Origin of the sequence: Pseudomonas sp. NY5710, from assembly GCF_013305665.1 — a bacterium.
Classification (GTDB): domain Bacteria; phylum Pseudomonadota; class Gammaproteobacteria; order Pseudomonadales; family Pseudomonadaceae; genus Aquipseudomonas; species Aquipseudomonas juntendi.
Window position 1 is genome coordinate 3,048,540 of sequence record NZ_CP045554.1, and the last position, 26,772, is coordinate 3,075,311.

23 protein-coding genes are annotated in these 26,772 nt (G+C 64.2%); 14 read left to right on the plus strand and 9 right to left on the minus strand.

The genetic code is table 11. The annotated features are described in order from the left end of the window. Positions 1-107 precede the first annotated feature (107 nt). The 9 genes from GEV39_RS13740 to GEV39_RS13780 all read left to right on the plus strand — a co-directional run bounded on the left by GEV39_RS13740 (position 108) and on the right by GEV39_RS13780 (position 11,098). The gene (locus tag GEV39_RS13740; protein WP_173889730.1) at positions 108-827 is read left to right on the plus strand and encodes an ABC transporter permease; all 720 of its coding nucleotides are present in this window, start codon (positions 108-110) and stop codon (positions 825-827) included. Further along, the gene (locus tag GEV39_RS13745; protein ID WP_173889732.1) at positions 824-1,534 is read left to right on the plus strand and encodes an ABC transporter permease; all 711 of its coding nucleotides are present in this window, start codon (positions 824-826) and stop codon (positions 1,532-1,534) included. The genes GEV39_RS13740 and GEV39_RS13745 overlap by 4 nt, the downstream gene beginning before the upstream one ends. Positions 1,535-1,550: 16 nt before the next feature. Then, positions 1,551-2,795 (plus strand): NAD(P)/FAD-dependent oxidoreductase, encoded by a 1,245-nt coding sequence (locus GEV39_RS13750; protein ID WP_173889733.1) that lies wholly within the window; start codon positions 1,551-1,553, stop codon positions 2,793-2,795. Between the two features lie 21 nt (positions 2,796-2,816). Then, positions 2,817-3,599 (plus strand): amino acid ABC transporter ATP-binding protein, encoded by a 783-nt coding sequence (locus GEV39_RS13755; protein WP_173889735.1) that lies wholly within the window; start codon positions 2,817-2,819, stop codon positions 3,597-3,599. Between the two features lie 466 nt (positions 3,600-4,065). Next, a complete protein-coding gene (locus GEV39_RS13760) occupies positions 4,066-4,869 on the plus strand; it encodes a gamma-glutamyl-gamma-aminobutyrate hydrolase family protein (protein ID WP_009687019.1) in 804 nt (267 codons plus the stop codon). A 578-nt stretch (positions 4,870-5,447) separates the two neighbouring features. Further along, positions 5,448-6,359, plus strand: coding sequence for a 5-dehydro-4-deoxyglucarate dehydratase (gene kdgD / locus GEV39_RS13765; RefSeq protein WP_110679792.1), 912 nt, complete (start codon positions 5,448-5,450; stop codon positions 6,357-6,359). 104 nt (positions 6,360-6,463) lie between these two features. Further along, positions 6,464-7,828 (plus strand): MFS transporter, encoded by a 1,365-nt coding sequence (locus tag GEV39_RS13770; RefSeq protein WP_173889737.1) that lies wholly within the window; start codon positions 6,464-6,466, stop codon positions 7,826-7,828. Between the two features lie 78 nt (positions 7,829-7,906). After that, positions 7,907-9,460, plus strand: a complete 1,554-nt coding sequence (gene garD / locus GEV39_RS13775; protein WP_054906141.1) for a galactarate dehydratase — start codon at positions 7,907-7,909, stop codon at positions 9,458-9,460. A 57-nt stretch (positions 9,461-9,517) separates the two neighbouring features. Continuing rightward, the gene (locus GEV39_RS13780) at positions 9,518-11,098 is read left to right on the plus strand and encodes an aldehyde dehydrogenase (NADP(+)) (protein WP_173889740.1); all 1,581 of its coding nucleotides are present in this window, start codon (positions 9,518-9,520) and stop codon (positions 11,096-11,098) included. 21 nt (positions 11,099-11,119) lie between these two features. Here GEV39_RS13780 and GEV39_RS13785 read toward each other — a convergent pair whose 3' ends face one another. Then, positions 11,120-11,869, minus strand: coding sequence for a FadR/GntR family transcriptional regulator (locus GEV39_RS13785; protein WP_009687013.1), 750 nt, complete (start codon positions 11,867-11,869; stop codon positions 11,120-11,122). 194 nt (positions 11,870-12,063) lie between these two features. Here GEV39_RS13785 and GEV39_RS13790 point away from each other — a divergent pair, with 194 nt between their 5' ends. Beyond that, positions 12,064-12,714 (plus strand): DUF998 domain-containing protein, encoded by a 651-nt coding sequence (locus tag GEV39_RS13790; protein WP_173891709.1) that lies wholly within the window; start codon positions 12,064-12,066, stop codon positions 12,712-12,714. 74 nt (positions 12,715-12,788) lie between these two features. After that, on the plus strand, positions 12,789-13,118 hold the full coding sequence (locus tag GEV39_RS13795) for a hypothetical protein (RefSeq protein ID WP_047149831.1): 330 nt from the start codon (positions 12,789-12,791) through the stop codon (positions 13,116-13,118). 121 nt (positions 13,119-13,239) lie between these two features. Here GEV39_RS13795 and GEV39_RS13800 read toward each other — a convergent pair whose 3' ends face one another. From GEV39_RS13800 to GEV39_RS13810, 3 genes are all read right to left on the minus strand, one after another. Continuing rightward, the gene (locus GEV39_RS13800) at positions 13,240-14,454 is read right to left on the minus strand and encodes a YeeE/YedE family protein (RefSeq protein ID WP_173889742.1); all 1,215 of its coding nucleotides are present in this window, start codon (positions 14,452-14,454) and stop codon (positions 13,240-13,242) included. Positions 14,455-14,971: 517 nt separating this feature from the next. Next, on the minus strand, positions 14,972-16,264 hold the full coding sequence (locus GEV39_RS13805) for a PQQ-dependent sugar dehydrogenase (RefSeq protein ID WP_173889744.1): 1,293 nt from the start codon (positions 16,262-16,264) through the stop codon (positions 14,972-14,974). After that, on the minus strand, positions 16,261-16,689 hold the full coding sequence (locus GEV39_RS13810; protein WP_173889746.1) for a DUF2231 domain-containing protein: 429 nt from the start codon (positions 16,687-16,689) through the stop codon (positions 16,261-16,263). The genes GEV39_RS13805 and GEV39_RS13810 overlap by 4 nt, the downstream gene beginning before the upstream one ends. A 396-nt stretch (positions 16,690-17,085) precedes the next feature. Here GEV39_RS13810 and GEV39_RS13815 point away from each other — a divergent pair, with 396 nt between their 5' ends. Together GEV39_RS13815 and GEV39_RS13820 are read left to right on the plus strand one after the other, a co-directional pair. Then, complete coding sequence (locus GEV39_RS13815) at positions 17,086-17,499, plus strand: histone-like nucleoid-structuring protein, MvaT/MvaU family (protein WP_173889748.1); 414 nt, start codon at positions 17,086-17,088, stop codon at positions 17,497-17,499. A 234-nt stretch (positions 17,500-17,733) separates the two neighbouring features. After that, the gene (locus GEV39_RS13820; protein WP_457254921.1) at positions 17,734-19,023 is read left to right on the plus strand and encodes an MFS transporter; all 1,290 of its coding nucleotides are present in this window, start codon (positions 17,734-17,736) and stop codon (positions 19,021-19,023) included. An 84-nt stretch (positions 19,024-19,107) separates the two neighbouring features. Here the strand turns inward: GEV39_RS13820 and GEV39_RS13825 are convergent, their stop codons facing one another. The 3 genes from GEV39_RS13825 to GEV39_RS13835 all read right to left on the minus strand — a co-directional run bounded on the left by GEV39_RS13825 (position 19,108) and on the right by GEV39_RS13835 (position 21,913). Then, positions 19,108-19,923, minus strand: a complete 816-nt coding sequence (locus tag GEV39_RS13825) for a sugar phosphate isomerase/epimerase family protein (RefSeq protein WP_173889751.1) — start codon at positions 19,921-19,923, stop codon at positions 19,108-19,110. Between the two features lie 23 nt (positions 19,924-19,946). Further along, positions 19,947-20,999: a Gfo/Idh/MocA family protein gene (locus GEV39_RS13830; RefSeq protein ID WP_173889753.1), complete on the minus strand. Its 1,053-nt coding sequence runs from the start codon at positions 20,997-20,999 to the stop codon at positions 19,947-19,949. Between the two features lie 137 nt (positions 21,000-21,136). Next, the gene (locus tag GEV39_RS13835; protein WP_173889755.1) at positions 21,137-21,913 is read right to left on the minus strand and encodes an IclR family transcriptional regulator; all 777 of its coding nucleotides are present in this window, start codon (positions 21,911-21,913) and stop codon (positions 21,137-21,139) included. 195 nt (positions 21,914-22,108) lie between these two features. Here GEV39_RS13835 and GEV39_RS13840 point away from each other — a divergent pair, with 195 nt between their 5' ends. Next, on the plus strand, positions 22,109-23,821 hold the full coding sequence (locus tag GEV39_RS13840) for an FAD-dependent oxidoreductase (RefSeq protein WP_173889757.1): 1,713 nt from the start codon (positions 22,109-22,111) through the stop codon (positions 23,819-23,821). A gap of 38 nt (positions 23,822-23,859) precedes the next feature. Here GEV39_RS13840 and GEV39_RS13845 read toward each other — a convergent pair whose 3' ends face one another. Continuing rightward, positions 23,860-25,353, minus strand: a complete 1,494-nt coding sequence (locus GEV39_RS13845; protein ID WP_173889759.1) for an aldehyde dehydrogenase — start codon at positions 25,351-25,353, stop codon at positions 23,860-23,862. Positions 25,354-25,388: 35 nt separating this feature from the next. Then, positions 25,389-26,771, minus strand: a complete 1,383-nt coding sequence (locus GEV39_RS13850; protein ID WP_009685103.1) for an aspartate aminotransferase family protein — start codon at positions 26,769-26,771, stop codon at positions 25,389-25,391. Position 26,772: the final 1 nt, after the last annotated feature.

Below are 26,772 nucleotides of genomic sequence, written 5' to 3' on the forward strand. Positions count from 1 at the left end.
GCAAGCCAGCTCCCACAGGTTGCCCACAGACCTTAAGAACAGCGGTTTACCTGTGAGAGCTGGCTTGCCGCCGATGAGGCCGGTGAGGTCAACACAAGGTGTTCGTCATGCTCGATCAATTGTCCTTGCTGTCCTTGGCCAGCGGTGGCTGGGGCCAGGCGCTGCTGGCCGGCGCGCTGGTCACTGTGTCACTGGCCCTGGCCTGCCTGCCCATCGGCCTGCCGCTGGGCCTGGTAGTTGCCCTGGCGGCCCGCTCGCGCAAACGCCTGCCACGGGCCTGGGCCACCACGTTTTCCACCGTGTTCCGCGGCTTGCCCGAGCTGCTGACACTGCTGATCATTTATTACGGCTGCCAGATCGCCGCGCAGAAGGTCCTTGCCGCCCTGGGCTATGAAGGTGAGTTCCTGATCAATACCTTCGTGGCCGCCATGATCGCGTTCAGCCTGGTGTTCGCCGCATTTTCCAGCGAGATCTGGCTGGCCGCTTTCAAGACCTTGCCCAAAGGCCAGTGGGAGGCCTGTTCGGCCTTGGGGCTGAGCAAACGCACCGGGTTCTTCAAGGTGCTGCTGCCGCAGTTGACCCGCATTGCCCTGCCCGGCTTGTCCAACAACTGGCTGTCGTTGCTCAAGGACACCTCGCTGGTGTCGACCATCTCGTTGGTCGACCTGATGCGCCAGACCAGCCTGGCCGTCAGCGTGACCAAAGAGCCCATGTTCTTCTACGGCGTGGCGTGCCTGGGCTACTTGCTGTTCGCGGCATTGTCCGGGCGCGTGTTCGCCTACATCGAGCGGCGGAGCAACCGCCACCTGCAAGGAGCGCGCGCATGAGCCTCGACCAATTGCTGGCGCTGGTGCTCGACCCTGACCTGCTGGAGCGTTACGGCCCGCGCTTTGTCGACGGCCTGCTGGTCACTGCCAAGCTGGTCGCCATTTCCTTCAGCCTGGGCGCGCTGCTGGGCCTGCTGCTGGCGCTGGCGCGCCTGTCGCACAACCTGCTGTTGCAACGCCTGGCGGCAGGCTATGTGTACCTCTTCCGCGGCTCGCCATTGCTGGCCCAGTTGTTCCTGCTGTACTACGGCCTGGGCTCGTTCAAGAGCTTCTGGCAGGACGTGGGCCTGTGGTGGTTCTTCCGCGAGGCGTGGTTCTGCACCTTGCTGGCGTTCACCTTGAACACCGCCGCCTATCAGGCCGAGATCTTCCGCGGCAGCCTTATGGCCGTCGCCCCGGGCCAGTATGAGGCGGCGCGGGCCTTGAACCTGAAGCGCTCGACGACCTTCTTCAAGGTGATCCTGCCGCAGTCGCTGCTGGTTGCCATCGGCCCGCTGGGCAACGAATTGATCCTGATGATCAAAGCCAGCGCCATTGCCTCGCTGGTGACCATCTACGACCTGATGGGCGTGACCAAACTGGCTTTTTCGCGCAGCTTCGACTTCCAGATCTACCTGTGGGCCGCAGTGCTCTACCTGGTGATCGTCGAGGTGGTGCGGCGCCTGCTGAAACACTTGGAAGCCCGCCTGGGCCGCCACCTGAACTGACCGAAGGATACGTTCCATGCATTGCCAGACCTTAGTCCTGGGCGCCGGCATCGTCGGCGTCAGCACCGCCCTGCACTTGCAAGCCCGCGGGCGCCAGGTGGTACTGCTCGACCGCGACGAACCGGGCAGCGGTACCAGCCACGGCAACGCCGGGCTGATCGAGCGCTCCAGCGTCATCCCCTATGCCTTCCCACGGCAACTGGGCGCCCTGCTGCGCTATGGCCTGAACCGCCAGCCCGACGTGCGCTACAGCCTGGCGCATCTGCCCAAGGCGGCGCCGTGGCTGTGGCGCTACTGGCGCCAGTCCGCCCCCGGGCGCCTGGCAGGTGCCGCCGCCGATATGCTGCCATTGGTGCAGCGCTGCGTGGAAGAACACGACGTGCTGATCGCAGCTGCCGGCCTGCAAGGGCTGGTGCAGGCCAAAGGCTGGATCGAGGTGTTCCGCGATCCGACGCTGTTCAGCCAGGCCAAGGCCGATGCCAAAGGCCTGAGCCGTTACGGCCTGCAGTTCGAAATACTGGAATGCGGCCAGTTGCAGGCCCGCGAACACCAGCTGGATGCCACCGTGGTCGGCGGCATCCACTGGCTTGACCCGAAAACCGTCATCAACCCCGGCGCCCTCACCCGTGGGTATGCAGCCTTGTTCCAGCAACGCGGCGGGCAGTTCCTGCATGGCGATGCGCGCAGCCTGCGTCAGCACCACGGCAAGTGGCAGGTCGACAGCCGCCGTGGCCCGATCACTGCCGACGAGGTTGTCGCCTGCCTGGGCCCCCAGTCGGCCGACCTGTTCAGCGGCCTGGGCTACCGGATACCGCTGGCGATCAAGCGCGGCTATCACATGCACTACGGCACCCGTGGCGGCGCGCAACTGGAGCACGCGATCTGCGACACCCAGGGCGGTTATGTGCTGGCACCGATGGCGCGCGGCGTGCGCTTGACCACCGGTATCGAGTTCGATGCCGCCAATGCGCCCGCCAACCAGATCCAGCTGGGCCGTTGCGAAGCCTTGGCGCGCAAGCTGTTCCCCGCGCTGGGCGAGCGCCTGGACGACGCACCGTGGCTAGGGCGGCGCCCGTGCCTGCCCGACATGCGCCCGGTCATTGGCCCGGCGCCACGCCACCCAGGGCTGTGGTTCAACTTTGGCCACGCCCACCATGGCCTCACCCTGGGCCCGGTCAGCGGCCGCCTGCTGGCCGAACTGGTGACCGGGGAACGCCCCTTCACCGACCCCGCGCCTTACAGCGCAACCCGTTTCGACTGACCCCCGCGGGAGCACAACACGATGACCGCACTCTTGAGCCATGCCACCGCTACCCCTGAAACCGACCCGCGCGCGGTGCTGATCCGCATTGAAGGCTTGAACAAGCACTACGGGGCGTTCCATGTCTTGCGCGACATCGACCTGCAGGTACGCGAAGGCGAACGTATCGTCCTGTGCGGGCCTTCCGGCTCGGGCAAGTCGACGCTGATTCGCTGCATCAACCGCCTGGAAATCGCCCAGCAGGGCACTATCGAGGTCGCCGGCGTCGACCTTGCGACCAACGCCCGGGAGGCGGCGCAGGTACGCAGCGACATTGGCATGGTGTTCCAGCACTTCAACCTGTTCCCGCACATGAGCGTGCTCGACAACTGCCTGCTCGCCCCCACGAGCGTGCGTGGGCTATCGCGCAAGGATGCCGAGGAGCGGGCGCGCATGTACCTGACCAAAGTGGGCATCGCAAGCCAGGCGCACAAGTACCCCAGCCAGTTGTCCGGCGGGCAGCAGCAGCGCGTGGCAATTGCCCGCGCGCTGTGCATGAAACCGCGGATCATGCTGTTCGACGAGCCTACGTCGGCCTTGGACCCTGAAATGGTCGCTGAAGTGCTGGATGTGCTGGTGCAACTGGCCGGCACGGGCATGACGATGCTTTGCGTCACCCACGAAATGGGCTTTGCCCGGCAGGTGGCCGAGCGGGTGCTGTTCCTGGAGGGTGGGCAGATCATCGAGGACAGCCCGCCGCAGGTGTTCTTCAACCACCCACGCACCGAGCGGGCCAAGGGGTTCCTGGCGCAGATCCTGCACTGATTGCAGACCTGTCACTGAACCTGTGGAAGCGGCCTTGTGTCGCGAAAGGGCTGCGCAGCAGCCCCGGCAATACATGCACCAGTGCTGAAATCCGGGGGCCGCTTTGCGGCCCTTTCGCGACACAAGGCCGCTCCCACAAAGACCGCGTTGACGTCAAGCCGCCTATTTCATTGCACCGCTGCAAAGACCCAACTGCGTCGTTAAATATTATTGACCGCGCCCCTCGCCAAACCCACGCCGCGACAGGCCCGCATCGGTTCAACCCACCAAAAACCGGCGCATTTCCCGCCCCGAAGCCCCTTTCAGTCGTTTGACATATCGAACGGCTCTGGCAAGCTATCTACAGGCCCCGACCGGCATCGTCAGCTCGACGAGCCGGCAGTGCTCGGGGCTCCAGGCGCCATTCAGAGCCCCGCGCCGTGCGCCTGCACAACAACGACAGGTCGAACCTGTCCCAAGGTGACATATGTCCAACAGCAACATTGGCAACAAGCAACCTTCCCTGCGCAAACCCGTCGTCCTGATGACCATGGGCAGCCAAGAGCGCAAAGGCCATGACTACCAGGTCATGACCCACAAATACATCACCCCGCTGGTCGAGTTCGCCGATTGTGTCCCGGTGCTGGTGCCCACTTGCTGCGGCATTGACGACCTCGAGACCTATCTGGACATGGCCGACGGCGTGTACCTGACCGGCGCTGGCAGCAACATCGACCCTGCGCTGTACGGACAGGAAAACCAGACCCCAGGCAAAGGCCAGGACCAGAACCGCGACCTGTTCGACATTCCGCTGGTCAAGGCGGCGCTCAAGCGTGGCCTGCCCATCTTCGGCATCTGCCGGGGCATGCAGGAAATCAACGTGGCCCTGGGTGGCGACATTTACCAGAAGGTGTACGCCGAACCGGGTTTCAACGACCACCGGGAAAACCCGGAAGACCCGGTCGAAGTGCAGTACGCCCAGGTTCACAGCGTGAAGATCAAGCCAGGCAGCTGGCTGCGCGACACTTTGGGTTGCGACGAAATCCGCGTCAACTCGCTGCACGGCCAGGGCCTGCACACGCTCGGCGCCGGCATCGAGGCCATCGCGCATGCTGAAGACGGCCTGGTCGAGGCCATTCACGCGCCAAGCATTTCGCCGTTCCTGTTCGCCGTGCAATGGCACCCAGAATGGCAAGCCGCGCAGAACCCCGACTCGATCAAGATTTTCCAGGCCTTCGGTGACGCGTGCCGCGCCCAGGTCCGCAAGGCGCAGGTCAAGCGCGCTGCCTGACCTACAGTTTCCCCTGCTTTGATCGCGGGGCGGCGCAAGGCCGCCCCCGCCTCCCCCGGTCACCCTCTGCTGGTCCCAGAACATCTGCCGTGGAATCGGGCGGCGGGTTTGTGCCTGTCTTTGCGATCGTTTTTTTCTTTTGGCCTTTAGAGATACGATGACTGCCGGGTGGTGGTCGTCGGTTTTTCAGCGCCTGTCAGATCGAGCGCCGCCCGCGCGGCGCTTCGCGGCTAAAGCCGCTCCTACGTTTGTTTCTGGCCAGTATCGCCTGTGCCAGGCGCGCGCGACCGCCTTGTCTGTACGACGCGATATCGCGCCATGCGCAAAAGCGTACGCGCGCAAATCCCACAGGCATAATTGGCCCGAAACAAACGTAGGAGCGGCTTTAGCCGCGAAGCGCCGCGCGGGCGGCGCTCGATCTACTACCCACCACACATATCGAGGCGAACACGTAGAAGCGGGCACGCTGGCAGAAAACAAAAATCTCAAAAAGCACTGGTCATCTCCGAGGTTGTACGATAACTTACCTCTAACGCAAAACAACACCTCCACCCAAGCGCCACAGGATGCCAACAACAATGAATCCACAAGAACTCAAATCCATCCTCTCCCACGGCCTGCTGTCTTTCCCGGTCACCGACTTCAACGCCCAGGGCGACTTCAACCCGGCGGGCTACATCAAGCGCCTGGAGTGGCTGGCCCCCTATGGCGCCAGTGCCTTGTTCGCCGCCGGTGGTACGGGCGAGTTCTTCTCCCTGGCCGCCAGCGAATACAGCCAGGTCATCAAGACCGCAGTCGATACCTGCGCCACTTCGGTACCGATCCTCGCCGGCGTGGGTGGCTCCACCCGCCAGGCCATCGAATATGCGCAAGAAGCCGAGCGCCTGGGCGCCAAGGGCCTGCTGCTGCTGCCGCACTACCTGACCGAAGCCAGCCAGGACGGTGTTGCCGCCCACGTGGAAGCCGTGTGCAAATCGGTGAAGATCGGCGTGGTGGTGTACAACCGCAATGTCTGCCGCCTGAACGCCGACCTGCTGGAGAAACTGGCCGAACGCTGCCCTAACCTGATCGGCTACAAGGACGGCCTGGGTGATATCGAGCTGATGGTGTCGATCCGCCGCCGCCTGGGTGATCGCTTCAGCTACCTGGGTGGCCTGCCAACCGCAGAAGTGTATGCTGCTGCCTACAAGGCCCTGGGCGTACCGGTCTACTCCTCGGCAGTGTTCAACTTTGTGCCGAAGACAGCGATGGACTTCTACAACGCCATCGCCCGCGACGACCACGCTGCCGTGGCCAAGCTGATCGATGATTTCTTCCTGCCCTACCTGGACATCCGCAACCGCAAGGCTGGCTACGCCGTGAGCATCGTCAAGGCCGGCGCCAAGCTGGCCGGTTACGACGCAGGCCCGGTGCGTACCCCGCTGACCGACCTCACCGCCGAAGAGTACGAAATGCTCGCCGCGCTGATGGACAAGATGGGCCCGCAGTAAGCGCCGCTTGCGGCCTGCCATATGCCGCGCCCGGAGTGGGCCTGCCCCGCTCCGGTTACCATTCGTGAGCCCGCACAAAAATAACTAGTGGGAGTACAACCAGCATGCAAGCGACTAAAAAGACGCATGTGCGCTACCTGATCCTGTTCATGCTGTTCCTGGTGACCACGATCAACTATGCCGACCGCGCGACCATTGCAATCGCAGGCTCCAGCCTGCAGAAAGACCTCGGCATTGACGCCGTAACCCTCGGTTATATCTTCTCCGCCTTCGGATGGGCTTACGTGGCTGGCCAGATTCCTGGTGGCTGGCTGCTCGACCGCTTCGGTTCCAAGAACGTCTACGCCTTCAGCATCTTCACCTGGTCGCTGTTCACCCTGTTGCAGGGCTTTGTGGGCGGCCTTCCGGTTGCCTGGGCAGTCGTGACCCTGTTCACCTTGCGCTTCCTCGTCGGTTTTGCCGAAGCCCCGTCGTTCCCGGGTAACGCCCGTATCGTCGCGGCCTGGTTCCCGACCCAGGAACGCGGCACCGCCTCGGCCATCTTCAACTCCGCGCAGTACTTCGCCACCGCCCTGTTCGCACCGATCATGGGCTGGATCGTGTTCAGCTTCGGCTGGGAGCACGTGTTCGTGGTGATGGGGGCGCTGGGCATCATCTTCTCGATGGTGTGGCTGAAAACCATCTACAACCCGCGCCAGCATCCACGCATCAGCCCGGCCGAGCTCGAACACATCGAGCAGAACGGCGGCCTGGTCGACACGGACCAGAAGCGCGGCAACGATGGCCCGAAATGGGGTTACATCAAGCAGCTGCTGACCAGCCGCATGCTGCTGGGCGTATACCTGGGCCAGTATTGCATCAACGCCATCACCTACTTCTTCCTGACCTGGTTCCCGGTGTACCTGGTGCAGGAACGCGGCATGACCATCCTCAAGGCCGGCTTCATCGCCTCGCTGCCGGCGGTATGCGGCTTTATCGGCGGCGTGCTGGGTGGGGTGATCTCGGACTGGCTGCTGCGCCGTGGCAACTCGTTGACCTTCTCGCGCAAGCTGCCGATCGTCTGCGGCCTGATGTTGTCGACCACCATGGTGTTCTGCAACTACGTAGACGCCGAGTGGATGGTCGTCGGTTTCATGACCCTGGCCTTCTTCGGCAAAGGCATCGGCGCGCTGGGCTGGGCGGTAGTGGCAGACACCTCGCCGAAGCAGATCGCCGGCCTGTCGGGCGGCCTGTTCAACACCTTCGGCAACATCGCCTCGATCACTACGCCTATCGTCATCGGCTACATCATCAGCGCCACGGGTTCGTTCAAGTGGGCCCTGGTCTACGTCGGCGCCAACGCCCTGGTAGCGGTGTTCAGCTACCTGGTGATCGTTGGCCCGATCAAGCGTATCGAACTGCGCGACGACGCCCCGAAGCCACAGGCTGAGCCTGCTGCCAACGGCGAACTGGCCAGCTCGCGCCATTGAGTGACACGCCCGCGCCGGCTCGTTCGGTGCGGGCGGATGTACAAAAAAGCCTGAGAACCTGACAAGTAGGGCCCAAACATGCAGTTGATCGAACATTCAGACTCGCCCCGCTACGTGCGCCTGCACGACGATGACAACGTCGTGGTGGTGGTCAATGACGGCGGCCTGGGCGAAGGTGCCCGTTTTGCCGACGGCCTGACCCTGGTCGAGGGCGTACCGCAAAGCCACAAGGTTGCCACCGTGACCATCGCCAAGGGCGAGCCGGTGCGCCGCTACGGGCAAATCATCGGTTATGCGCTGGAAGACCTGCGCCAGGGCAGCTGGGTACAGGAAAGCCAGCTGGCCATGCCTGCTGCACCGGAACTGGACAGCCTGCCACGCTGCGATGCCGTGCCACAGCCGCTGCCGCCACTGGAAGGTTTCACCTTTGAAGGCTACCGCAACGCCGACGGCACGGTCGGCACGCGCAATATCCTTGGCATCACCACCACCGTGCAGTGCGTGACCGGCGTGCTGGAGCACGCGGTCAAGCGCATCCGCAGCGAACTGCTGCCCAAATACCCCAACGTCGATGACGTGGTAGCCATTACCCACAGCTACGGCTGCGGCGTGGCCATCAACGCCCGCGACGCCTATATCCCGATCCGCACCGTGCGCAACCTGGCGCGCAACCCCAACCTGGGCGGCGAAGCGCTGGTCATCAGCCTGGGCTGCGAAAAGCTGCAAGCCGGCCAGGTGATGCACGACAACGACCCGTCGGTAGATCTCAGCGACCCGTGGCTGTACCGCCTGCAGGACGCCAGCCTGGGCTTTGTGGAAATGATCGAGCAAATCATGGCGCTGGCCGAAACCCGCCTGAAGAAACTCGACCAGCGTCGACGCGAAAGCGTACCGGCCAGCGAGCTGATCCTCGGCATGCAGTGCGGTGGCAGCGACGCCTTTTCGGGCATTACCGCCAACCCAGCGCTGGGTTATGCCGCCGACCTGCTGGTACGTGCCGGTGCCACCGTGCTGTTCTCGGAAGTGACCGAGGTTCGCGACGCCATCTACATGCTGACTTCGCGCGCGCAAAACCAGGCAGTGGCCGACGCGCTGGTAAGCGAAATGGACTGGTATGACCGCTACCTGCAGCAAGGCGCTGCCGACCGCAGCGCCAATACCACACCGGGCAATAAGAAAGGCGGCCTGTCGAACATCGTCGAAAAGTCGCTGGGATCGATCGTCAAGTCCGGCAGCGGGGCCATCCAGGGCGTGCTTGGCCCAGGCGAGCGGGTCAAGGGCAAGGGCCTGATCTTTTGCGCCACCCCGGCCAGCGACTTTGTCTGTGGCACCCTGCAACTGGCCGCAGGCATGAACCTTCATGTCTTCACCACAGGCCGCGGCACGCCGTATGGCCTGGCCATGGCGCCCGTGGTCAAGGTGTGCACCCGCAGCGAACTGGCGCAGCGCTGGCCCGACTTGATCGACATCGACGCCGGGCGCATCGCCAGCGGCCGCGCGACCATCGAGGAGTTGGGTTGGGAGCTGTTCCACTACTACCTCGACGTCGCCAGTGGCCGCAAGCAGACCTGGGCCGAGCAGCACCGCTTGCACAACGACATCACCCTGTTCAATCCGGCGCCGATTACCTGATGCCCTGGGCAGGCTCGCCCAGCACTCTTCATTCAGCCACCCTCACAGGAGCACCCCATGCCTGATATCCTCGGCCACAACTTCATCGCCGGCCAGCGCAGCGCCGCTGGCGCACAGCGCCTGCAGAGCCTGGACGCCAGCACTGGCGAAGCCCTGCCGTACAACTTTGCTCAGGCTACCGAGGGCGAAGTCGACCAAGCTGCCAAAGCCGCGGCCGCTGCTTTCGCCGAATTCCGCCAACTGCCCCCGGCGCGCCGCGCCGAGTTTCTGGATGCCATCGCCGCCGAACTGGACGAGCTGGACGATGCCTTCATCGCTATCGTCTGCCGCGAAACCGCACTGCCCGCCGCACGTATACAGGGTGAGCGCGGCCGTACCAGCGGCCAGATGCGCCTGTTCGCCCAGGTGTTGCGCCGTGGCGACTACCTTGGCGCACGCATCGACCTCGCCTTGCCCGAACGCCAGCCACTGCCACGCGTGGACCTGCGCCAGATGCGCATTGGCGTTGGCCCGGTCGCGGTGTTCGGCGCCAGTAACTTCCCGCTGGCGTTCTCCACCGCAGGTGGCGACACCGCCGCGGCGCTGGCCGCCGGCTGCCCGGTGGTGTTCAAAGCGCACAGCGGCCACATGGCAACCGCCGACTTGGTCGGCTGCGCCATCACCCGCGCAGCCGAGCGTACCGGCATGCCCAAGGGGGTGTTCAACATGGTGTTCGGTGGCGGCGTGGGCGAGTGGCTGGTCAAGCACCCGGCCATCCAGGCTGTAGGTTTCACCGGCTCGCTGAAAGGCGGCGACGCCCTGTGCCGCATGGCCGCAGAGCGCCCCCAGCCGATTCCGGTGTTCGCCGAGATGTCCAGCATCAACCCGGTGATCATCCTGCCGGGCGCCCTGGCCAAGCGTGGCGACGCCATCGCCCGTGAGCTGGCCGGTTCGGTGTGCCTGGGCGCAGGGCAGTTCTGCACCAACCCGGGCCTGGTCATCGGGCTGCAATCGCCACAGTACAGCCAGCTGTTGGCTGAGCTGGGTCAGCACCTGGGCCAGCAGGCCGGCCAGGTCATGCTCAACGCCGGCGGCCTGCGCAGTTATGTCGCTGGCCTGGAGCACCTGCACGCCCACGCCGGTATCGAACACCTGGCCGGCCAGGCACAGCAAGGCAGCCAGGCCCATGCCCAGTTGTTCAAGGCCGATGCCCGGTTGCTGGTCGAGTCCGACCCATTGCTGCAGGAGGAAGTGTTCGGCCCCACCACCGTGGCCGTGGAAATTCAGGATAACGACCAGTTGCGCGCTGCCGTGCTTGGCCTGCGCGGCCAGCTGACCGCCACACTGATCGGCGAGCCTGAGGACTTTGAAGCCTTTGCCTGGCTGGTACCACTGCTGGAAGAGAAAGTCGGGCGGATTCTGCTCAATGGTTACCCGACAGGTGTCGAGGTGTGCGATGCCATGGTCCACGGCGGGCCGTACCCGGCAACTTCCGACGCCCGCGGAACCTCGGTCGGCACCCTGGCTATCGACCGTTTCCTGCGCCCCGTGTGCTACCAGAACTACCCGCAGGCGCTGTTGCCAGCGGCCCTGCGTGACAACAACCCACTGGGGCTGCGGCGGTTGGTGAATGGGCAGTGGCGCGACGGGGCGATCTGACGCCCCTTTGCGGCACGGGCCTCAGGCCCCTTGCGCCTCAGCCTCTTCATGCACCTGACGCAAACGCTCACGGCTATTGCTCAGGTGCATGCGCATGGCCATTTTGGCCCCTTCGCTGTCTCGCCGTGCAATGGCTTCATAGATGGCTTCATGCTCATGGCGCAGCCGGCTCATGTAATGGGCCTGGTCATCACGCGCCAAGCGCGCTGAATTCAACCGGGTCCGGGGGATGATGCTGGTGCCCAGGTGGTTGAGAATGTCGGCGAAGTAATGGTTGCCACTGGCCTGGGCAATGCGCAGGTGAAACTGGAAATCGGCCGACACCGCATCGGTAGCGTGGGCCGCCCCCTCGTTCAGCTCATCCAGCGCCGCGCGCATGCCGGCCAGCTCGTCATCGCTGCGGCGTTGTGCAGCAAGCCCCGCCGATTCGATCTCCAGCGCAATGCGCAACTCCAGCACCGCCAGCACCTCACGCAGGGTAACGACGGTCGCCGGGTCGATCCGGAAGCCCCCGGTCGCCGGCGCATCCAGCACGAACGTACCGATGCCGTGGCGGGTTTCCACCTGCCCGGCGGCTTGCAGCCGCGAAATGGCCTCACGCACCACCGTGCGGCTGACGCCCTCTTCGACCATGATCTGCGACTCGGTCGGCAGCTTGTCGCCGCGCTTGAGCTGGCCGCTGCGAATACGCTCGGTCAGCACCGTAACCAGTTCCTGGGCCAGACTGCGTGGCTTGCGCCGGGTCCTTGCCTGTACCTGCTGCTCTGTCATCGCCCTGTGTTTCACCTTGAAAGACAGCGCTTATCATAGCGCAAGCAGTTGTACGATCACATATGCCGCGTGCGGATTTCAATGCCTGTCTGGGGCTGCACCTACCCGACAACACCTGGAAGTGCTGGCACAGAGCCTGCGCTGCAAGATACTGTGCGTTTCCACCTCACGCATCCATGGAAGGAACTGCCAGTATGAAAACCTTTGACCGCCTTTTGCTCTGCTGCGGCTTACTGATCCCCTTGTGGCTTTTGGCCGGGGTCTGGCTCACTGCACTGGCGTACCCCGGCTACGACCATTTCCAACAAGCCATGAGCCAGCTCGGCGCGGTTGGCTCGCCCGTGCAGCGCTGGTCGCCATGGGTCAACAATTATCCTCTCGCGGTCTTGTTCATCTTGTTTGCCTTGGGCCTCGCGCGGCGCTGGCACGGCTCGAAGGTGGCGTTGTCGAGTGCAGCTCTAGTATTGATGCACGGCCTCGGTAGCCTGGGCACAGGCTGGTTCGCCTGCGACCCAGGCTGCGCTGCGGCGCAACCTTCCAGCTCACAGCTGCTGCACAACCTGTCGGGGTTGCTGATGTTCCTTTCACTGACCCTGGCGAGCGCCCTGTGGGCGTGGCTCGGGACGCGTCTGGCCGGCAGCCAGGCCGTCGCGCTGCTGTCCGCCACGAGCCTGATACTTGCCATCGTCACCGTCGCACTCATGGCCCAAGCGGCACAAACCGGGCAGCTGTTCGGCCTGTACCAGCGCCTCAACTACGGGGTGTCGGTACTGTGGATCGCCTGCCTTGCCTGGGCTAGCCTGCGCAACCCGGCTGCTGGGTCATCGCACAGGGCCACCCGCTGACGGCAATTTGCTGGCCCCCCACCTTTGCAAGTGAAGGCAAACTTCGTTCCCCTTCAATTGCTTAGGACAGCAATATGCGAGTACTTCTAGCTACGATGGCCGGCTGCCTGCTCGCCACATTCGCTTTCGGCGCCCAGGCCAGGGCACTCAGCCAGAATGATCGCCACACCTGCCAGTGGGGTGCGCAAATAGCCGGTGAAGCCCAGCAGGCCAAGCTTGCCGGGGTCACCCTGTACGCTACGCGCAAGAAGCTTCAGGTGCGAAAGTTCGCCAAACCGTGGATGCGCATGACCGCCTTCGGCATTACTGAACAAACCTATAACAGCCGCTCCAGGCTCAAGCCTGCGGCAATCCGGCAGACCTATTACGAGCAGTGCGTGCACCATGCAGTTGCGAAGAGATAGGTGTTTTGTTTCAAGCGGTTATAGATCAAAGCTAAAGCACTTTATTAATTGAAAAGCGCCGCCACGGGGCCCCTGCCGTGAAGCAAGCTTCAAGCAGCCCCGGACGGCGCCCAGTGCGGAATCAGCAGCCGCTCAACACCGCCGGGCGGCGTTCCCCGGCAAAGAACAGCGGGCGCAAGCGCACCCCGATCAGGTTGCCGGCGTAAGCCGCCACCAGCCACAGCCAGCCATGCACGCTGCCCGAAGCAATACCGCTGAAGTACGCTCCGATATTGCAGCCATAGGCCAGGCGCGAACCATAGCCCAGCAGCAGCCCGCCGATCACCGCAGCCAGCAATGACGGCAGCGGAATTTTCAGGCTAGGCGCAAAACGCCCGGCCAACCCTGCTGCCAGTAGCGCACCGAGCACGATGCCCAGGTCCATGACCGTGGTGATGTCCTGCCACAACGGCGAAGCCAGCGCCTTGGCGTTGGCCGGTGCCTGCCAGAACACCCAACTGGCGACATTCACGCCCAGGCCTTCAAGCACCTTGGCGCCCCACAAGGCGAAGGCCGAGGTGATGCCCCACGGCCGCCCCGCCAGGGCCAGGGTCGCGTAGTTCAACACGGCCAAAGCGATGGCGCCCCACAGCAGCGGCCAGGGGCCCCGCAGCAATCGCCGCAAGCCGCGCTGCGCACTGCTGACAGGCGCCTCCAACCCGCCATGCCGGCGCTTTTCCAGCACCACGCTGGCCCACGCGATCAGGCCGAATACGCTAAGGCTCACCAGCAGCGCCGGCGCCACGCCCCACGCCTGCACGATCGAGGTGGCCGGGAACGACGGTAAGGCGAACCACCAGTCAGCGTGGTGGGTAGCGCTGACCGAGCCGATGATGAAGAACAGCAAGGTCACCAGCATGCGTGCGTTACCCCCGCCAACGGTGAACAGCGTGCCCGAGGCACAACCGCCGCCCAGTTGCATGCCGATACCGAAAATGAACGCACCGAACACCACCGAAACACCGGCCGGGGCCACAAGGCCGGTCACGGGTGAGCCAAACAGGCTGCCTGCCGACAGCGCCGGGAAGAACAACAGCACCGCCAGCGCCAGCATGAGCATCTGTGCGCGCAGGCCCGCGCCCCGGCGTTCGTTGATGAACACCCGCCAGGCTGAGGTGAAACCAAAGGCCGCATGGTACAAGGTCAGGCCAAGTGCGGCGCCGACCATGAGCAGCAAGGCCTGCTTGAAGCCGGCGTTGAGGTTCAGGAACCAGGCACCGGCCAGCAGCACAAGCAGGGCGACAAGGGGCGCGCCGAAGCGGCGCGGTGCGGGTGTTGCGATTGCGGAAAGACCCATCGAAATACTCGGATAACAGTGAAACGGTTGGCGAGTATACCCGCAACTGTCAACCGGGGCTGCGTATGGTCCGGGTATTTGCTAAGCCGTTCAAAGCTGCCTGCTCCCACATACTGCACAGCACTCAAGCCATGCGCCGTACCTGAGGGGGATTCTATGGTTTCTGGCAAGGGTAGCCGCAGCATCTTCAGCGCCTGTGAGATCGAGCGCCGCCCGCGCGGCGCTTCGCGGGTAAACCCGCTCCTACGTTTATTTCGGGCCAATTATGCCTGTGGGATTTGCGCGCGAACGCCCTGGCGCCCACCACGATATCGCGTCGTACAAACAAGGCGGTCGCGCGCGCCTGTCACAGGCAATACTGGCCCGAAACAAACGTAGGAGCGGGTTTACCCGCGAAGCGCCGCGCGGGCGGCGCTCGATCTCACAGGCGCTGCATCTTTTCTGACAAACACCTGTCAGCCCTGATGCGATCCCTGTGGGCTTGCCGGCGATGAGCCGCACGCGTAACCGGCCACCCTCACCGATTGCGCGTAACCCGCCACACGGTATTGGCCAGGTCATCCGCAATGATCAAAGCACCGCGTGGGTCCACCGTCACCCCAACCGGGCGACCGCGGGTCTTGCCATCTTCACCCCGGAAACCCGTCGCGAAGTCAATCGGTTCCCCAGCCGGTTTGCCATTGCTGAACGGCACGAAGATGACCTTGTAGCCCACCGGGTTCGGCCGGTTCCAACTGCCGTGCTCGCCCACGAATACCCCGTCGGCAAAACCCTCACCCATGGCCGGGATCGAGAAGTCCACACCCAATGCCGCCACGTGCGAGCCCAGGCTGTAATCTGGCTTGATCGCGGCGGCGACCTTGTCCGGGGCCTGCGGCCTTACCCGCTCATCGACGTTCTGCCCCCAGTAGCTGTAGGGCCAGCCGTAGAAGCCGCCGTCACGCACCGAGGTGAGGTAGTCAGGCACCAAATCGGGCCCCAACTCATCGCGCTCGTTGACCACTGTCCACAACTGCCCGGTCTGCGGCTCAATGGTCAGTGCAGTGGGGTTGCGCAGGCCCGTGGCGTAAGGCCGGTGCGCGCCGGTTTCGGCATCCACCTGCCAGACCATGGCGCGGTCGATCTCCACCTCCAGGCCGCGCTCGGTGATATTGCTGTTCGAGCCGATGCCCACATACAGGTAGCGCCCATCGGGGCTGATCGTCAGCGCCTTGGTCCAGTGGTGGTTGATCTGCGCTGGCAGGTCGGTGACCTTGGTCGGCGGGCCGTCGGCCTTGGTCTGGCCTTCGGTGTAGTTGAAGCGCACCAGGGCGTCCTGGTTGGCCACGTACAACTTGCCGTCGGCAAAAGCCAGGCCATACGGCGCGTTGAGGTTTTCCGCGAATACCGTCTGCACCTCGTACTTGCCGTCGCCGTCGGCATCGCGCAACAAGGTCAGGCGGTTACCGCCTTTGACTTGGGTGTTGCCCTTGGCCTTGATCTGGCTGGCAATCACATCCTTGGGCTTGAGCTTGGCCGCGCTGCCGCCCCTGCCTTCGGCCACCAGGATGTCGCCATTGGGCAATACCAGGCTCTGGCGCGGAATCTTCAGGTCGGTGGCAATGGCTGTGACGCTGTAGCCTTCAGGAACGGTCGGTTTCTGCTCACCCCAGGCCGCCGGCTGAGCGATCTTCATGCTCGGCAACAAGCCACGTTGTGGCTCGGGCAAGCGCGGGTCCGGGCCATGGGCCTGGGTAGGCTCGCCATCGCCACCACAGGCACTCAACAGCAGCGCCACACTCAATACACTCAACGCGTGCAAGGGCTTCATGCTTCACCTCCAGAACGCAGGTTGCTCAAGCCGGTCCAGGCTGCGGCCAGTGCAAGTACGCTCACCACCACCGACAGCACCAGCCCTGCTGGCATCACCGCCCAGGCGTCCTTGGCATGCTCGAAGGCATTGATCAGGCCAAGCACCCAGGTCACCAGCAGCAGCACGAAGTACAGCGTCGGGCGCCCGCCTTTGCGCTCGGCGCGGATCAGGTTGGCCAAGGCAAACAGCAGCGCCAGCCCGCAGAACACCAAAGCCCCGGCGATCAGCCAGGCGGCGAAGTTGCTCCACTGGATCTGGTAGCTGTTGTAGTAGGCGATATCGCTCAGCAGCGCGCCCAGGAACAACGGCACACTGCCGGCCAACAGCAGGGCGTGCAGCGGGCTGGGGGTGCGCCGGTAAAGGGTGTGGTCGGATGTGGTCACGGTGCCTCCTTTTCATTCGGTGACCCAGGCTGACGGGGTGGCCATCAGCCGTGCGCAGGGTGCGCCTAGCAAAGGAGCCCTGCGCAGCGCCGATAGTTCACCGCTTCGCTGCAATGAAACATCTTGTAAGAACCGCCCCCCAGCGTTCACACCATTGGGCTCAAGCAACCAGCAGCGCCTCAGCAGATGCCCTGACAGGCAAAACCCCCAGGCATTCATTTATTGAAGTTATTGAAGGCACCGCTGTAGGAAGTTACTGAAAACCCAACTCAGAACCGAACTTTCGTACAACCTAACAACGAAGAATGCCCTGCAAAAATCTCAAATTATTTCCCCACTTGCGTTGCTCTGACCGGCGCGCTAACACTGGTGCCATCACGCACTGGAGGAAGCCCCATGTCTCATCTTGCCCAGTTCCGCGCCCTCGAATGGCTGCTCGCCAACAAGAAAGACGAACTTCAGTTCATCAAGGTTGACCCCCAGCTTCGCCGCGAGCTGGAGTTCGAAAGCAAACTGCACGACCTGCTGGCCGAATATCAATTCGGTTTAAGGCAGGTGCTGAGCATCATGGCACCTGAGCAGCGCCACACCTTCGACCTGTTCACATGGCAACCCCATGCACTGGTTTCACCGACCGGTTTCCGGGCGCGGCTCAGCAAGTTTTATCAAAACCCCTATACCGGTGAAGTCGTCGAAGCCAAGAGCACCTTGCACAAGACCTTGCGCCAGTGGATCAAACAGTACAGCCGCGCCGAAGTGGAAAGCTGGGTGTTACCAGGTGCTTTGCTACCACGCAGCCTGCGCGAATAACCAGCGCCGGCTCAGCGGTCGCCCTGACGCCTGGCCGGCACACGCAAGCGTTCGGTAACCGAACATAAGACCGCCTCTTGAATTGACGCTGCCGCCCGCACTGCTCACCATGCACCGGCCTTACATGCCCCCTTGCCTGGGAAATGGTCACGCACCCGCAGCACCGCAGTTGAATACAATTTCAAGAAACGAGCCGTCATGAACAACTCCAAGACTCACCCCGCCGCGCCCCGGATGCCCCAGGGCTCGATCGGCGACAAGCTTCGCGCCGCCTTCGGCGTTGGCAAGACCCGCTGGGGCATGCTGGCCCTGGTGTTCTTCGCCACCACCCTCAATTACATCGACCGCGCCGCCCTTGGCATCATGCAGCCTGTCTTGGCCAAGGAAATGAGCTGGACGGCGATGGACTACGCCAACATCAACTTTTGGTTCCAGGTCGGTTACGCCATCGGCTTCCTGTTGCAAGGCCGGCTGATCGACAAGGTCGGCGTCAAACGGGCCTTTTTCTTCGCCGTGCTGCTCTGGAGCCTGGCCACCGGCGCCCATGGCCTGGCCACCTCGGCTGCCGGTTTCATGGTTTGCCGCTTTATCCTTGGCCTGACCGAAGCGGCCAACTACCCGGCTTGCGTGAAAACCGTGCGCCTGTGGTTTCCGGCCGGCGAGCGGGCTATCGCCACCGGTTTGTTCAACGCCGGTACCAATGTCGGCGCCATGGTAACCCCAGCGCTGCTGCCACTGATTCTAGCCGTGTGGGGCTGGCAGGCCGCATTCATCGCCATGGGCTGCCTGGGCCTGGTGTGGGTAGTGCTGTGGCTGCTCAAGTACTACAACCCTGAAGGCCACCCGACAGTGCGCCAGAGCGAGGTGCAGTACATCCAGCAAGATGTCGAGCCCGAGCCGACCCGGGTGCCGTTCAGCCGCATTCTGCGCCTGCGCGGGACCTGGGCGTTCGCGGTGGCCTATGCGATCACCGCACCGGTGTTCTGGTTCTACCTGTACTGGTTGCCGCCCTTCCTCAACCAACAGTACAGCCTGGGCATCAATGTGACCCAGATGGGTATCCCACTGATCATCATCTGGCTGACGGCAGATTTTGGCAGCATCGGCGGTGGCATTCTGTCGTCATGGTTGATCGGCCGCGGCGTGCGCGCCACGACGGCGCGGTTGCTGTCCATGCTGGTCTTCGCCTGCACCATGGTCAGCGTGGTATTGGCCGCCAACGCCAGCGGCCTCTGGGTCGCGGTGGCGGCCATTTCGCTGGCGGTGGGGGCGCACCAGGCCTGGACGGCGAACATCTGGAGCCTGGTGATGGACTACACGCCCAAGCACCTGGTGAGCACCGTGTTCGGCTTCGGCAGCATGTGCGCAGCCATTGGCGGGATGTTCATGACGCAGATCGTCGGCAGCGTGCTGACGGCTACCCACAATAATTATGCCGTGCTGTTCACCATGATCCCGGCCATGTACTTCCTGGCTCTGGTGTGGATGTACTTCATGGCGCCGCGCCAGGTCGAAAGCGCCTGAGGCGCTGCTCAGTTACCTCTACGGGGCCCTTGCGGGCCCTTTTTTTGCGCCCCGGTCAACGAAGGCGCGGCGCACTGGCCACTATCAGACCTTGGCCAATACCGCCCTGGCGTGGTCCAGCGCCATGCGCGCACGCTGTTCGCCGCTGATCCCTTGTTCCAGCAACTGCCGGGTAGGGATTTCCAGGCTCAGCGGGAGGGTCGCCGGTAGCGCACGCAGCAGCCCGACCAGATCGGCATCGCCATCACCCGGGAAGCGCCGTTCGTTACGCGCCTGGCGCAGGATTTCGTCCATGTCGGCCGGCACAGGCCCCGCCACGTCGCATAATTGGGCATAACGCATGCGTTGCGGCGCCAACTGCGCCAGGTCGCTCAGCGCAGAGCCGGAGCGGTTGAAATGGAACGCGTCCACCAGCACGCAACCATTGGCCTGATCGGCGTTGGCTACCACGCGCATGGCCTGGCGCAAGTCGCGTACATCGGTCCAGGGCATGAACTCCAGGTGCGGGTGGATGCCATGGCCCGCCGCCAGCTCGCACAATGCGGCAAAGCGCTCGGTGAGCCGTGCTTCGTCCGGGTCGTTGCCTGCCACCAGCAGTTCGGTGCCCCCCAGCTCGGCACCTACCGCCAGGATGGCTTCGAGATCCGCCACGCAGGTGTCCGGCTTAAGGCGCAGGATCTCCAGGTCCAGCACCTGGATGCCGGTATCGCGCAGGCGTGCCTGGGTCTGCCTGCGCAGATCGGCATCGGCCACCAGCGGGTAGTGCTGTTCCTGCTCGGTGGCCGGCATCAGGCGCAGGCCAACATGGCTGTAGCCAGCGCGGGCAGCAGCCTCAACCATGTCCGGCGGGGACAGTTCGAGTACCGTCAGGGCCGCGAGGGAAAATATTCGATCAGTCATTCGTCGTCACCAGAAAGAGGGTATCAGGCAATGTGCTCGGGAGCACAGGCGCGGCCGCTGGCGGCAGCCTGGCGGATCGCTTCGATCAGTGCCAGGGTGCGGCCCGCGTCGGCGGCATCGACCAAAGGCGGCTGTTCACCGCGGGCGACCCGCACGAAGTGCTGCAACTGCAGGGTCAATGCTTCACCGGCGGGTATGCTGTGCTGGTGCTGTAACAACGGTGTGTGCCACCCCGAACCCGGCTCGGCGTAGTGCCAGTGCTTGAGCTGAGGAATGCTCAGTGAGCCCTGGGTGCCGGCCAGCAGATAACACGGCTGGCCATCCTGGCGCGGGTAGACCGGGCTTTCACCCGAGTCGAGCTCCCAGCTCCAGGGCGCCGCTACGGCGTCCGAGCCGGTCAGGCTACCCAAGGCGCCATTGGCGAACTGCAACAGCACGGCGGCACTGTCTTCGTTGGCGAACCCCCGCACGTCGTTGCGGGTGAAGGCCTGCACCTGTACCACCTCGCCGCACAAGTAGCGCAGCAGGTCGAGGTCATGGATCAGGTTGGTCAGCAAAAAACCCGCACCCGGCTCGCGGCGCCAGGCGGTGTCGAAGTAGCTGTCGGGCTTTTGCAACTGCCACAGTGCGGTGACATTGATCAGCCGGCCCAGCCTGCCTTCGCTGATCACTTGGTGCGCCTTGGCGATCAGTGGATTGTGCCGACGATGGTGGCCGACCAATACCGGCACCTTGCACCGCCGCGACGCCTCGACCAGCGCCCGCACCTCCTGCAGCTGCACGCCGACCGGTTTTTCCACCAGTACCGGCACGCCGGCTTCGACGCAATCCAGCGCAGTGGCCACGTGCTGGTTGTTCGGGTTGGCGATGATCACCGCCTCGGGCTGCACGCGTTGCAGCATCTGCCGATGGTCGGCAAAGTACGGCACGCCACAGTCGACGGCGAAGGCTTCGGCCTGCGGGCCGGGGTCGGCCACCGCGCACAACTGGGCCTGGGGTACATTGCGCAAGTGCTGGTAATGCTGGCGACCCATGATGCCAGCGCCGACCAGGGCGATACGAAGGGGTGCGTTCAACAGCCTGTCCTCTTGTCATTGTTGTGGTGCGAATATGAAACAGCGTTCCACAATGCACCCTCAGCAATTTAGAACCAGGTTCAACTTTTCAGAAGAGCCTGCTGAACAGACTGTGCGGTAATCGACCGGAATATCCCTCAGGCAAACAGTTCGCTGGCGTGGCTGGCGGCAGATAGTTCCTCGGTGGCCGCCAGCAATAGAGGGGCCAGCTCGGCCAAACGGCTTGGCGCCAGGCGTGCACTGGGCCCGGCAATGCTCAGCACGCCAATCACCTCGCCGCTTTGCGGGCGCCGCACCACCGCAGCCAGCGCCGAGGTGCCCACCGCCGAGGTTTGTTCGACCCACGCATAACCCCGCTCGCGGGCGCGGTGCAGGTAGGCAAGCAACTCGTCGGTAGTGCGCGGCGCATTCGGGCCGAACTGGCCCGGGTCGGCAATGCCTTGGCGCAGCACCATCTGCAGCGCCTGCTCATCGTCCAGGCTGGCCAGCCAGGCGTGCCCGGAAGCGGTGTAGAACAGCGGCGCGTCGCGCCCCATGTCCGGGTCGTAACGCAACCCGGAGCGCGCGCCCTGGGACTTGGCGATCCAGGTCTGCCGCCCCCCATCGATGACACCAAGGCGCACCAGCTCACCACTGCCCTGGGCCAGGCGGTCGAGAATCGGCTGAATAACATCGGCACCACTGCTGGCCAGGTAACGGAAGCCTTGGGCGACCAGCTTGGCCGACAGCTGATAGCGGCTGTTGTCACGGTTCTGCCGTACGTAGCCCAGCCGCATCAGCTCGGCCAGCATGCGGTGTGCGGCGCTTTTAGGGATCTCCAGGCGCTCGGCCAGGGTTTGCAATGCCAGGCCCTGAGGCTCACCGGCAAGGCTCTCAACAAGATTGAAGGCGCGTTCGATCTGACTACCAGCCATGACACAGGTCCTTGCTACGTTTTGCGAATTCTAGAAGATGATTCCATATTCCCGATAGCGTACAGATGCAATGCCCTGCCAAGTGTTCGATTATCGCCCGCTTGTTGAGTGGGCGGCCAGCCGTGCCCTTGCGGATCCAGGCAGGCCAAATAAGAATATGGAACAACGTTCCAATAACAACACAGGATTTGTGCGATGCCCCCTGCCCCCTTCGAAACCGAATGCAATGTACTGGTGATAGGTTCAGGCGCCGCCGGGCTGGCCGCCGCTGTGACAGCTGCCTGGCATGGGCAAAAGGTGATTCTGGTAGAAAAAGAGCCGGTGCTGGGCGGCGCCACGGCCTGGTCCGGTGGCTGGGCCTGGGTCCCGCGCAACCCGTTGGCACGCCGCGCCGGCATCGACGAAGACATCGAGCAGCCACGGACCTACCTGCGCAATGAGCTGGGTGCCCATTACGATGCCGAACGGGTGGACGCCTTCCTTGAAGCCTGCCCGCACATGGTGGCGTTTTTCGAGAAACACACGGCGCTGCAGTTTGCCGACGGCAATGCGATACCGGACATGCACGGCCACACCCCTGGCGCCGCCGAAGGTGGGCATCAGGTGATTGCCGCACCGTACGATGCCCGCGAGGTGGGTGCACTGCTGCCACGCCTGCGCCAGACCCTGCGCGAAACCTCGTTCATGGGCATGCCGATCATGGCCGGCGCCGACCTTGCCGCGTTCCTCAACATGACCCGTTCGCCCAAAGCCTTGCTGCACGTGTGCAAACGCTTCGGCCGGCACATGTACCACCTGGCCCGCCATGGCCGGGCCATGCACCTGGTCAACGGCGTGGCACTGGTAGCGCGGCTGGCCAAGTCGGCGCAGGACCTGGGCGTGCAGCTGCAGGTGTCGGCGCCGGCCAAGCATTTGCTGGTCGAAGCGGGCCAGGTGTGCGGCGCGCTGGTGACGACCCCGCAGGGCGAGCAGCGTATCCGCGCCAAGGCAGTGGTACTGGCAGCGGGCGGCTTCCCTCACGACGCTGCCCGCCGCCGGCAGCTGTTCCCCCGCGACGCCAGCGGCCACGACACCCTGGCCCTGCCGCCAAAGGGGTGCTCTGGCGATGGCCTGCGCCTGGGCGAGGCAGCAGGTGGCGTGGTGGCCACCGACCTGCAGTCGCCGGTGGCCTGGGCGCCGGTTTCGCAGGTGCCGCATGGCGATGGCACTGTCGGCCATTTCCCGCACATCATCGAACGGGGCAAACCGGGCATCATCGGGGTGCTGGCCAACGGCAAGCGCTTCGTCAATGAAGCGCACGGTTACTATGACTATGTGGCAGCCATGGTCGCGGCAGTGCCAGCGGACCAGGAGGTGTGTTCGTGGCTTGTGTGTGACCACCGTTTCTTGCGCCGTTATGGCTTGGGCCATGCCCGCCCGGCGCCACTGCCGGTGTGGCCGCATGTGCGCAGCGGCTACCTGAAACGTGGCGCCACACTCGAAGCGTTGGCGGTTGCCTGCGGCATCGATGCGGCCGGCTTGCGCGCCACCGTCGAGGCCTTCAACAGCCATGCACGCCACGGCCAGGACCCGGCCTTCGGCCGCGGCTCCACTGCATTCAACCGCAAGCAAGGCGACCCGCAACACCCAGGCCCCAACCCGTGTGTGGCGCCGATCGAACAGGGCCCGTTCTACGCGGTGAAGGTGAAGCCGGGTTGCTTTGGCACCTTTGCCGGGTTACGCACCGATGGCCAGGCACGGGTACTGGATGCCAGCGGCCAGCCAATCAGCGGGCTGTACGCGGCAGGTACCGACATGGCCAGTGTGTTCGGTGGCTGGTACCCGTCTGGCGGCATCAACCTGGGGCCCGCGTTGACCTTCGGCTACGTGGCAGGGCGGCATATTGCCGGGGTGCAGGCGTATGAGTGAGCGGCCGGCGGCAGTTCGTGCTTGCCGCCGGCCCGGGTTCAGCCGCGCAGCTGGTACCAAGTGGTCTTGAGCTGCGTGTACTTGTCGAACGCATGCAGCGACAGGTCGCGGCCGAACCCCGACTGTTTGCCGCCACCGAAAGGCACCGTGACATCCAGTGCATCGACCGTGTTCACCGACACGGTACCGACTTTCAGCGCCCGTGCCACGCGGTGCACCTGGTTGAAGTCGTCGCTCCACACCGAAGCCGCCAGGCCATAGATGCTGTCATTGGCCAGGCGCACCGCCTCCTCTTCACTGTCGAAGGCACTCACTGCCAGTACCGGCCCGAACACTTCTTCCTGCGCCAGGCTCATGCTGGCATCGACCTGGGCGAAGATGGTCGGCTCGATGTAGTTGTCCGAACCGCCGATATGCAACCGCCGACCGCCACACACCAGCCGCGCGCCCTCTTGCCGCGCGCGGTCGATGGCGGCCTGGATACGCGCTGCCTGGCCGGCATCGACAATCGCCCCGGCGCGGCTCGAAGGGTCCAGCGGGTTGCCAGGCTGCCATTGCCGGGCCTTGGCCTGCAGGCGCTCGATGAACTCATCGTGGATGGAACGCTGCACATACAGCCGCGAGTTGGCGGAGCAGACCTCACCCTGATTGAAGAAAATACCAAAGGCCGCCTTTTCCGCAGCCAAGTCCAGGTCCTGACAGTGCTCGAACACCAGGTTGGGGCTCTTGCCCCCGCACTCCAGCCATACCTGCTTGAGGTTGGACTGCGCCGCGTATTGCATGAAGTACTTGCCCACCTGGGTGGAGCCTGTGAACACCAGGCAATCCACGTCTGGGTGCAGGCCCAGGGCCTGCCCGGCCTGCTCGCCCAGGCCCGGCACCACGTTGAGCACGCCTTCGGGCAACCCGGCTTGCAGGGCCAGTTCGGCCAGGCGCAAGGCCGAGAACGGCGACTGTTCGGCCGGCTTGAGCACCACGCTGTTGCCCGCGGCCAAGGCCGGCGCCAGCTTCCAGGCGGCCATGTCCAGCGGGAAGTTCCACGGCACCACCGCCGCCACCACGCCCAGGGCCTCACGGGTGATGGTGGCCAATGCATTGGCGGCTGTCGGCGCCACCTGGTCGTAGAGCTTGTCCAGCGCCTCGCCGTACCAGGCAAATACCTGCGCCGACCCGGGCACATCGATGTTGTACGCGTCCATGACCGGTTTGCCCATGTTCAGCGAGTCCAGCAATGCCAGCTCTTCGCGGTGGGCCATGATCAGTTCGGCCAGGCGCTGCAGCACTTGCTTGCGCTGCCCGGGGGCCATGCGCGCCCACGGGCCGTGCTCGAAGGCCTGCCGTGCGCTGGCCACGGCCAGGTCGACGTCGGCCTGGGCGCAGGCGGCGACCTGCGCCAGCACCTGGTTGGTGGCGGGATTGATCGCGGCAAAGGTCGCGCCACTTTGTGCCTTCACGGCTTTGCCAGCGATCAGGGCGCTGGCCGGCAGGTACAGGTCCGCCGCGCGTTGCTGCCAGAATTCGAGGGTGTACATTTGTACTCCTTTCAAGCGGTTGTGCTGACTGACTGTCAGAGCTTGCCAACCAGGCGCGCCGTGCGGTCAACGGCGATGCGGGTTTTTTCCACCAGCTCATCCAGCTCGCTGTGGTTGGCGATCAATGCCGGCGCCATGATCATCCGCCCCAGGGTGGAGCGAATGATCACCCCCTCCTCGAAGCCGAAGGTCCGGCACTGCCAGGCCAGGTCGTTTTCATTGGCAAAGCGCTTGCGGGTAGGCTTGTGCTCTGCCAGTTGCAGCGCCGCCACCAGGCCTGCGCCCTGCACCTGGCCAATCAGCGGGTGGTCGGCGAACACCTCACGCAGGATGCGCTGCAGGTAGGGGCCGGTGTCGTCCTTCACCTGGCGCACGATGCCTTCGTCACGCAGGGCTTTCAGGTTGGCGATGGCCACCGCCGCTGCCACCGGGTGGCCGGAATAGGTCAGGCCGTGGGCGAACACCCCGCCCCGCTCCACCAGGGCTTCGGCTATGCGCTTGCTCAGCACCAGCCCGCCCATGGGCACGTAGCCGCTGGTCAGGCCCTTGGCAATGGACAGGGTATCGGGCTGGAAGCCGAAGTATTCGTGGGCAAACCATTCGCCGGTACGACCAAAGCCACCAATCACCTCGTCGGCACACAGCAGCACATCGTACTGGCGGCAGATGCGCTGGATTTCCGGCCAGTAGCTTTCCGGCGGGAAGATCATGCCGCCTGCGCCTTGGAACGGCTCGGCAATGAAGCCGGCAACGTTTTCGGCGCCCAGCTCCAGAATTTTTTCTTCCAGCTGCAAGGCACAGCGGCGGCCGAACTCGGCCGGGCTCAGCTCACCGCCCTCGGCGTACCAATAGGGCTCGTCGATGTGCGCCACATCCGGGATCAGCCCACCCATTTCGTGCATGAACTTCATGCCACCCAGCGCCGTGGCCGCCAGGGTCGAGCCGTGGTAGCCATTCCAGCGGCCGATCATGATTGTCTTGCTCGGCTGGCCGACCACCTGCCAGTAACGCCGCACGGTGCGGATCAGCACCTCGTTGGCCTCGGAGCCGGAGTTGGTGTAGATCGCGTGGCTGTAGTGCCCGGGCAGCAGGCTGAACAGCAGCTCCGAAAGCTCGATCACCGCCGGGTGGGTGGTGTGGAAGAACATGTTGTAGTACGCCAGCTGGTCCATCTGCCTGGCGGCAGCGGCGGTCAGGTCGCGGCGGCCGTAACCGAGCTGGGTGCACCACAGCCCGGACATGCCATCCAGGTAACGCTTGCCCTCGCTGTCCCACAGGTGCAGGCGCTCGCCACCGACGATCACCCGCGGCCCTTCGGCGTTCAGCGCCTTCTGGTCGAGGAAGGCATGGATGTGGTGCGCGGCGTCGGCTGCCTGGTAGTCACGGGTCTGGCGTTGCGGGGCGAAAGGCGCATTCATT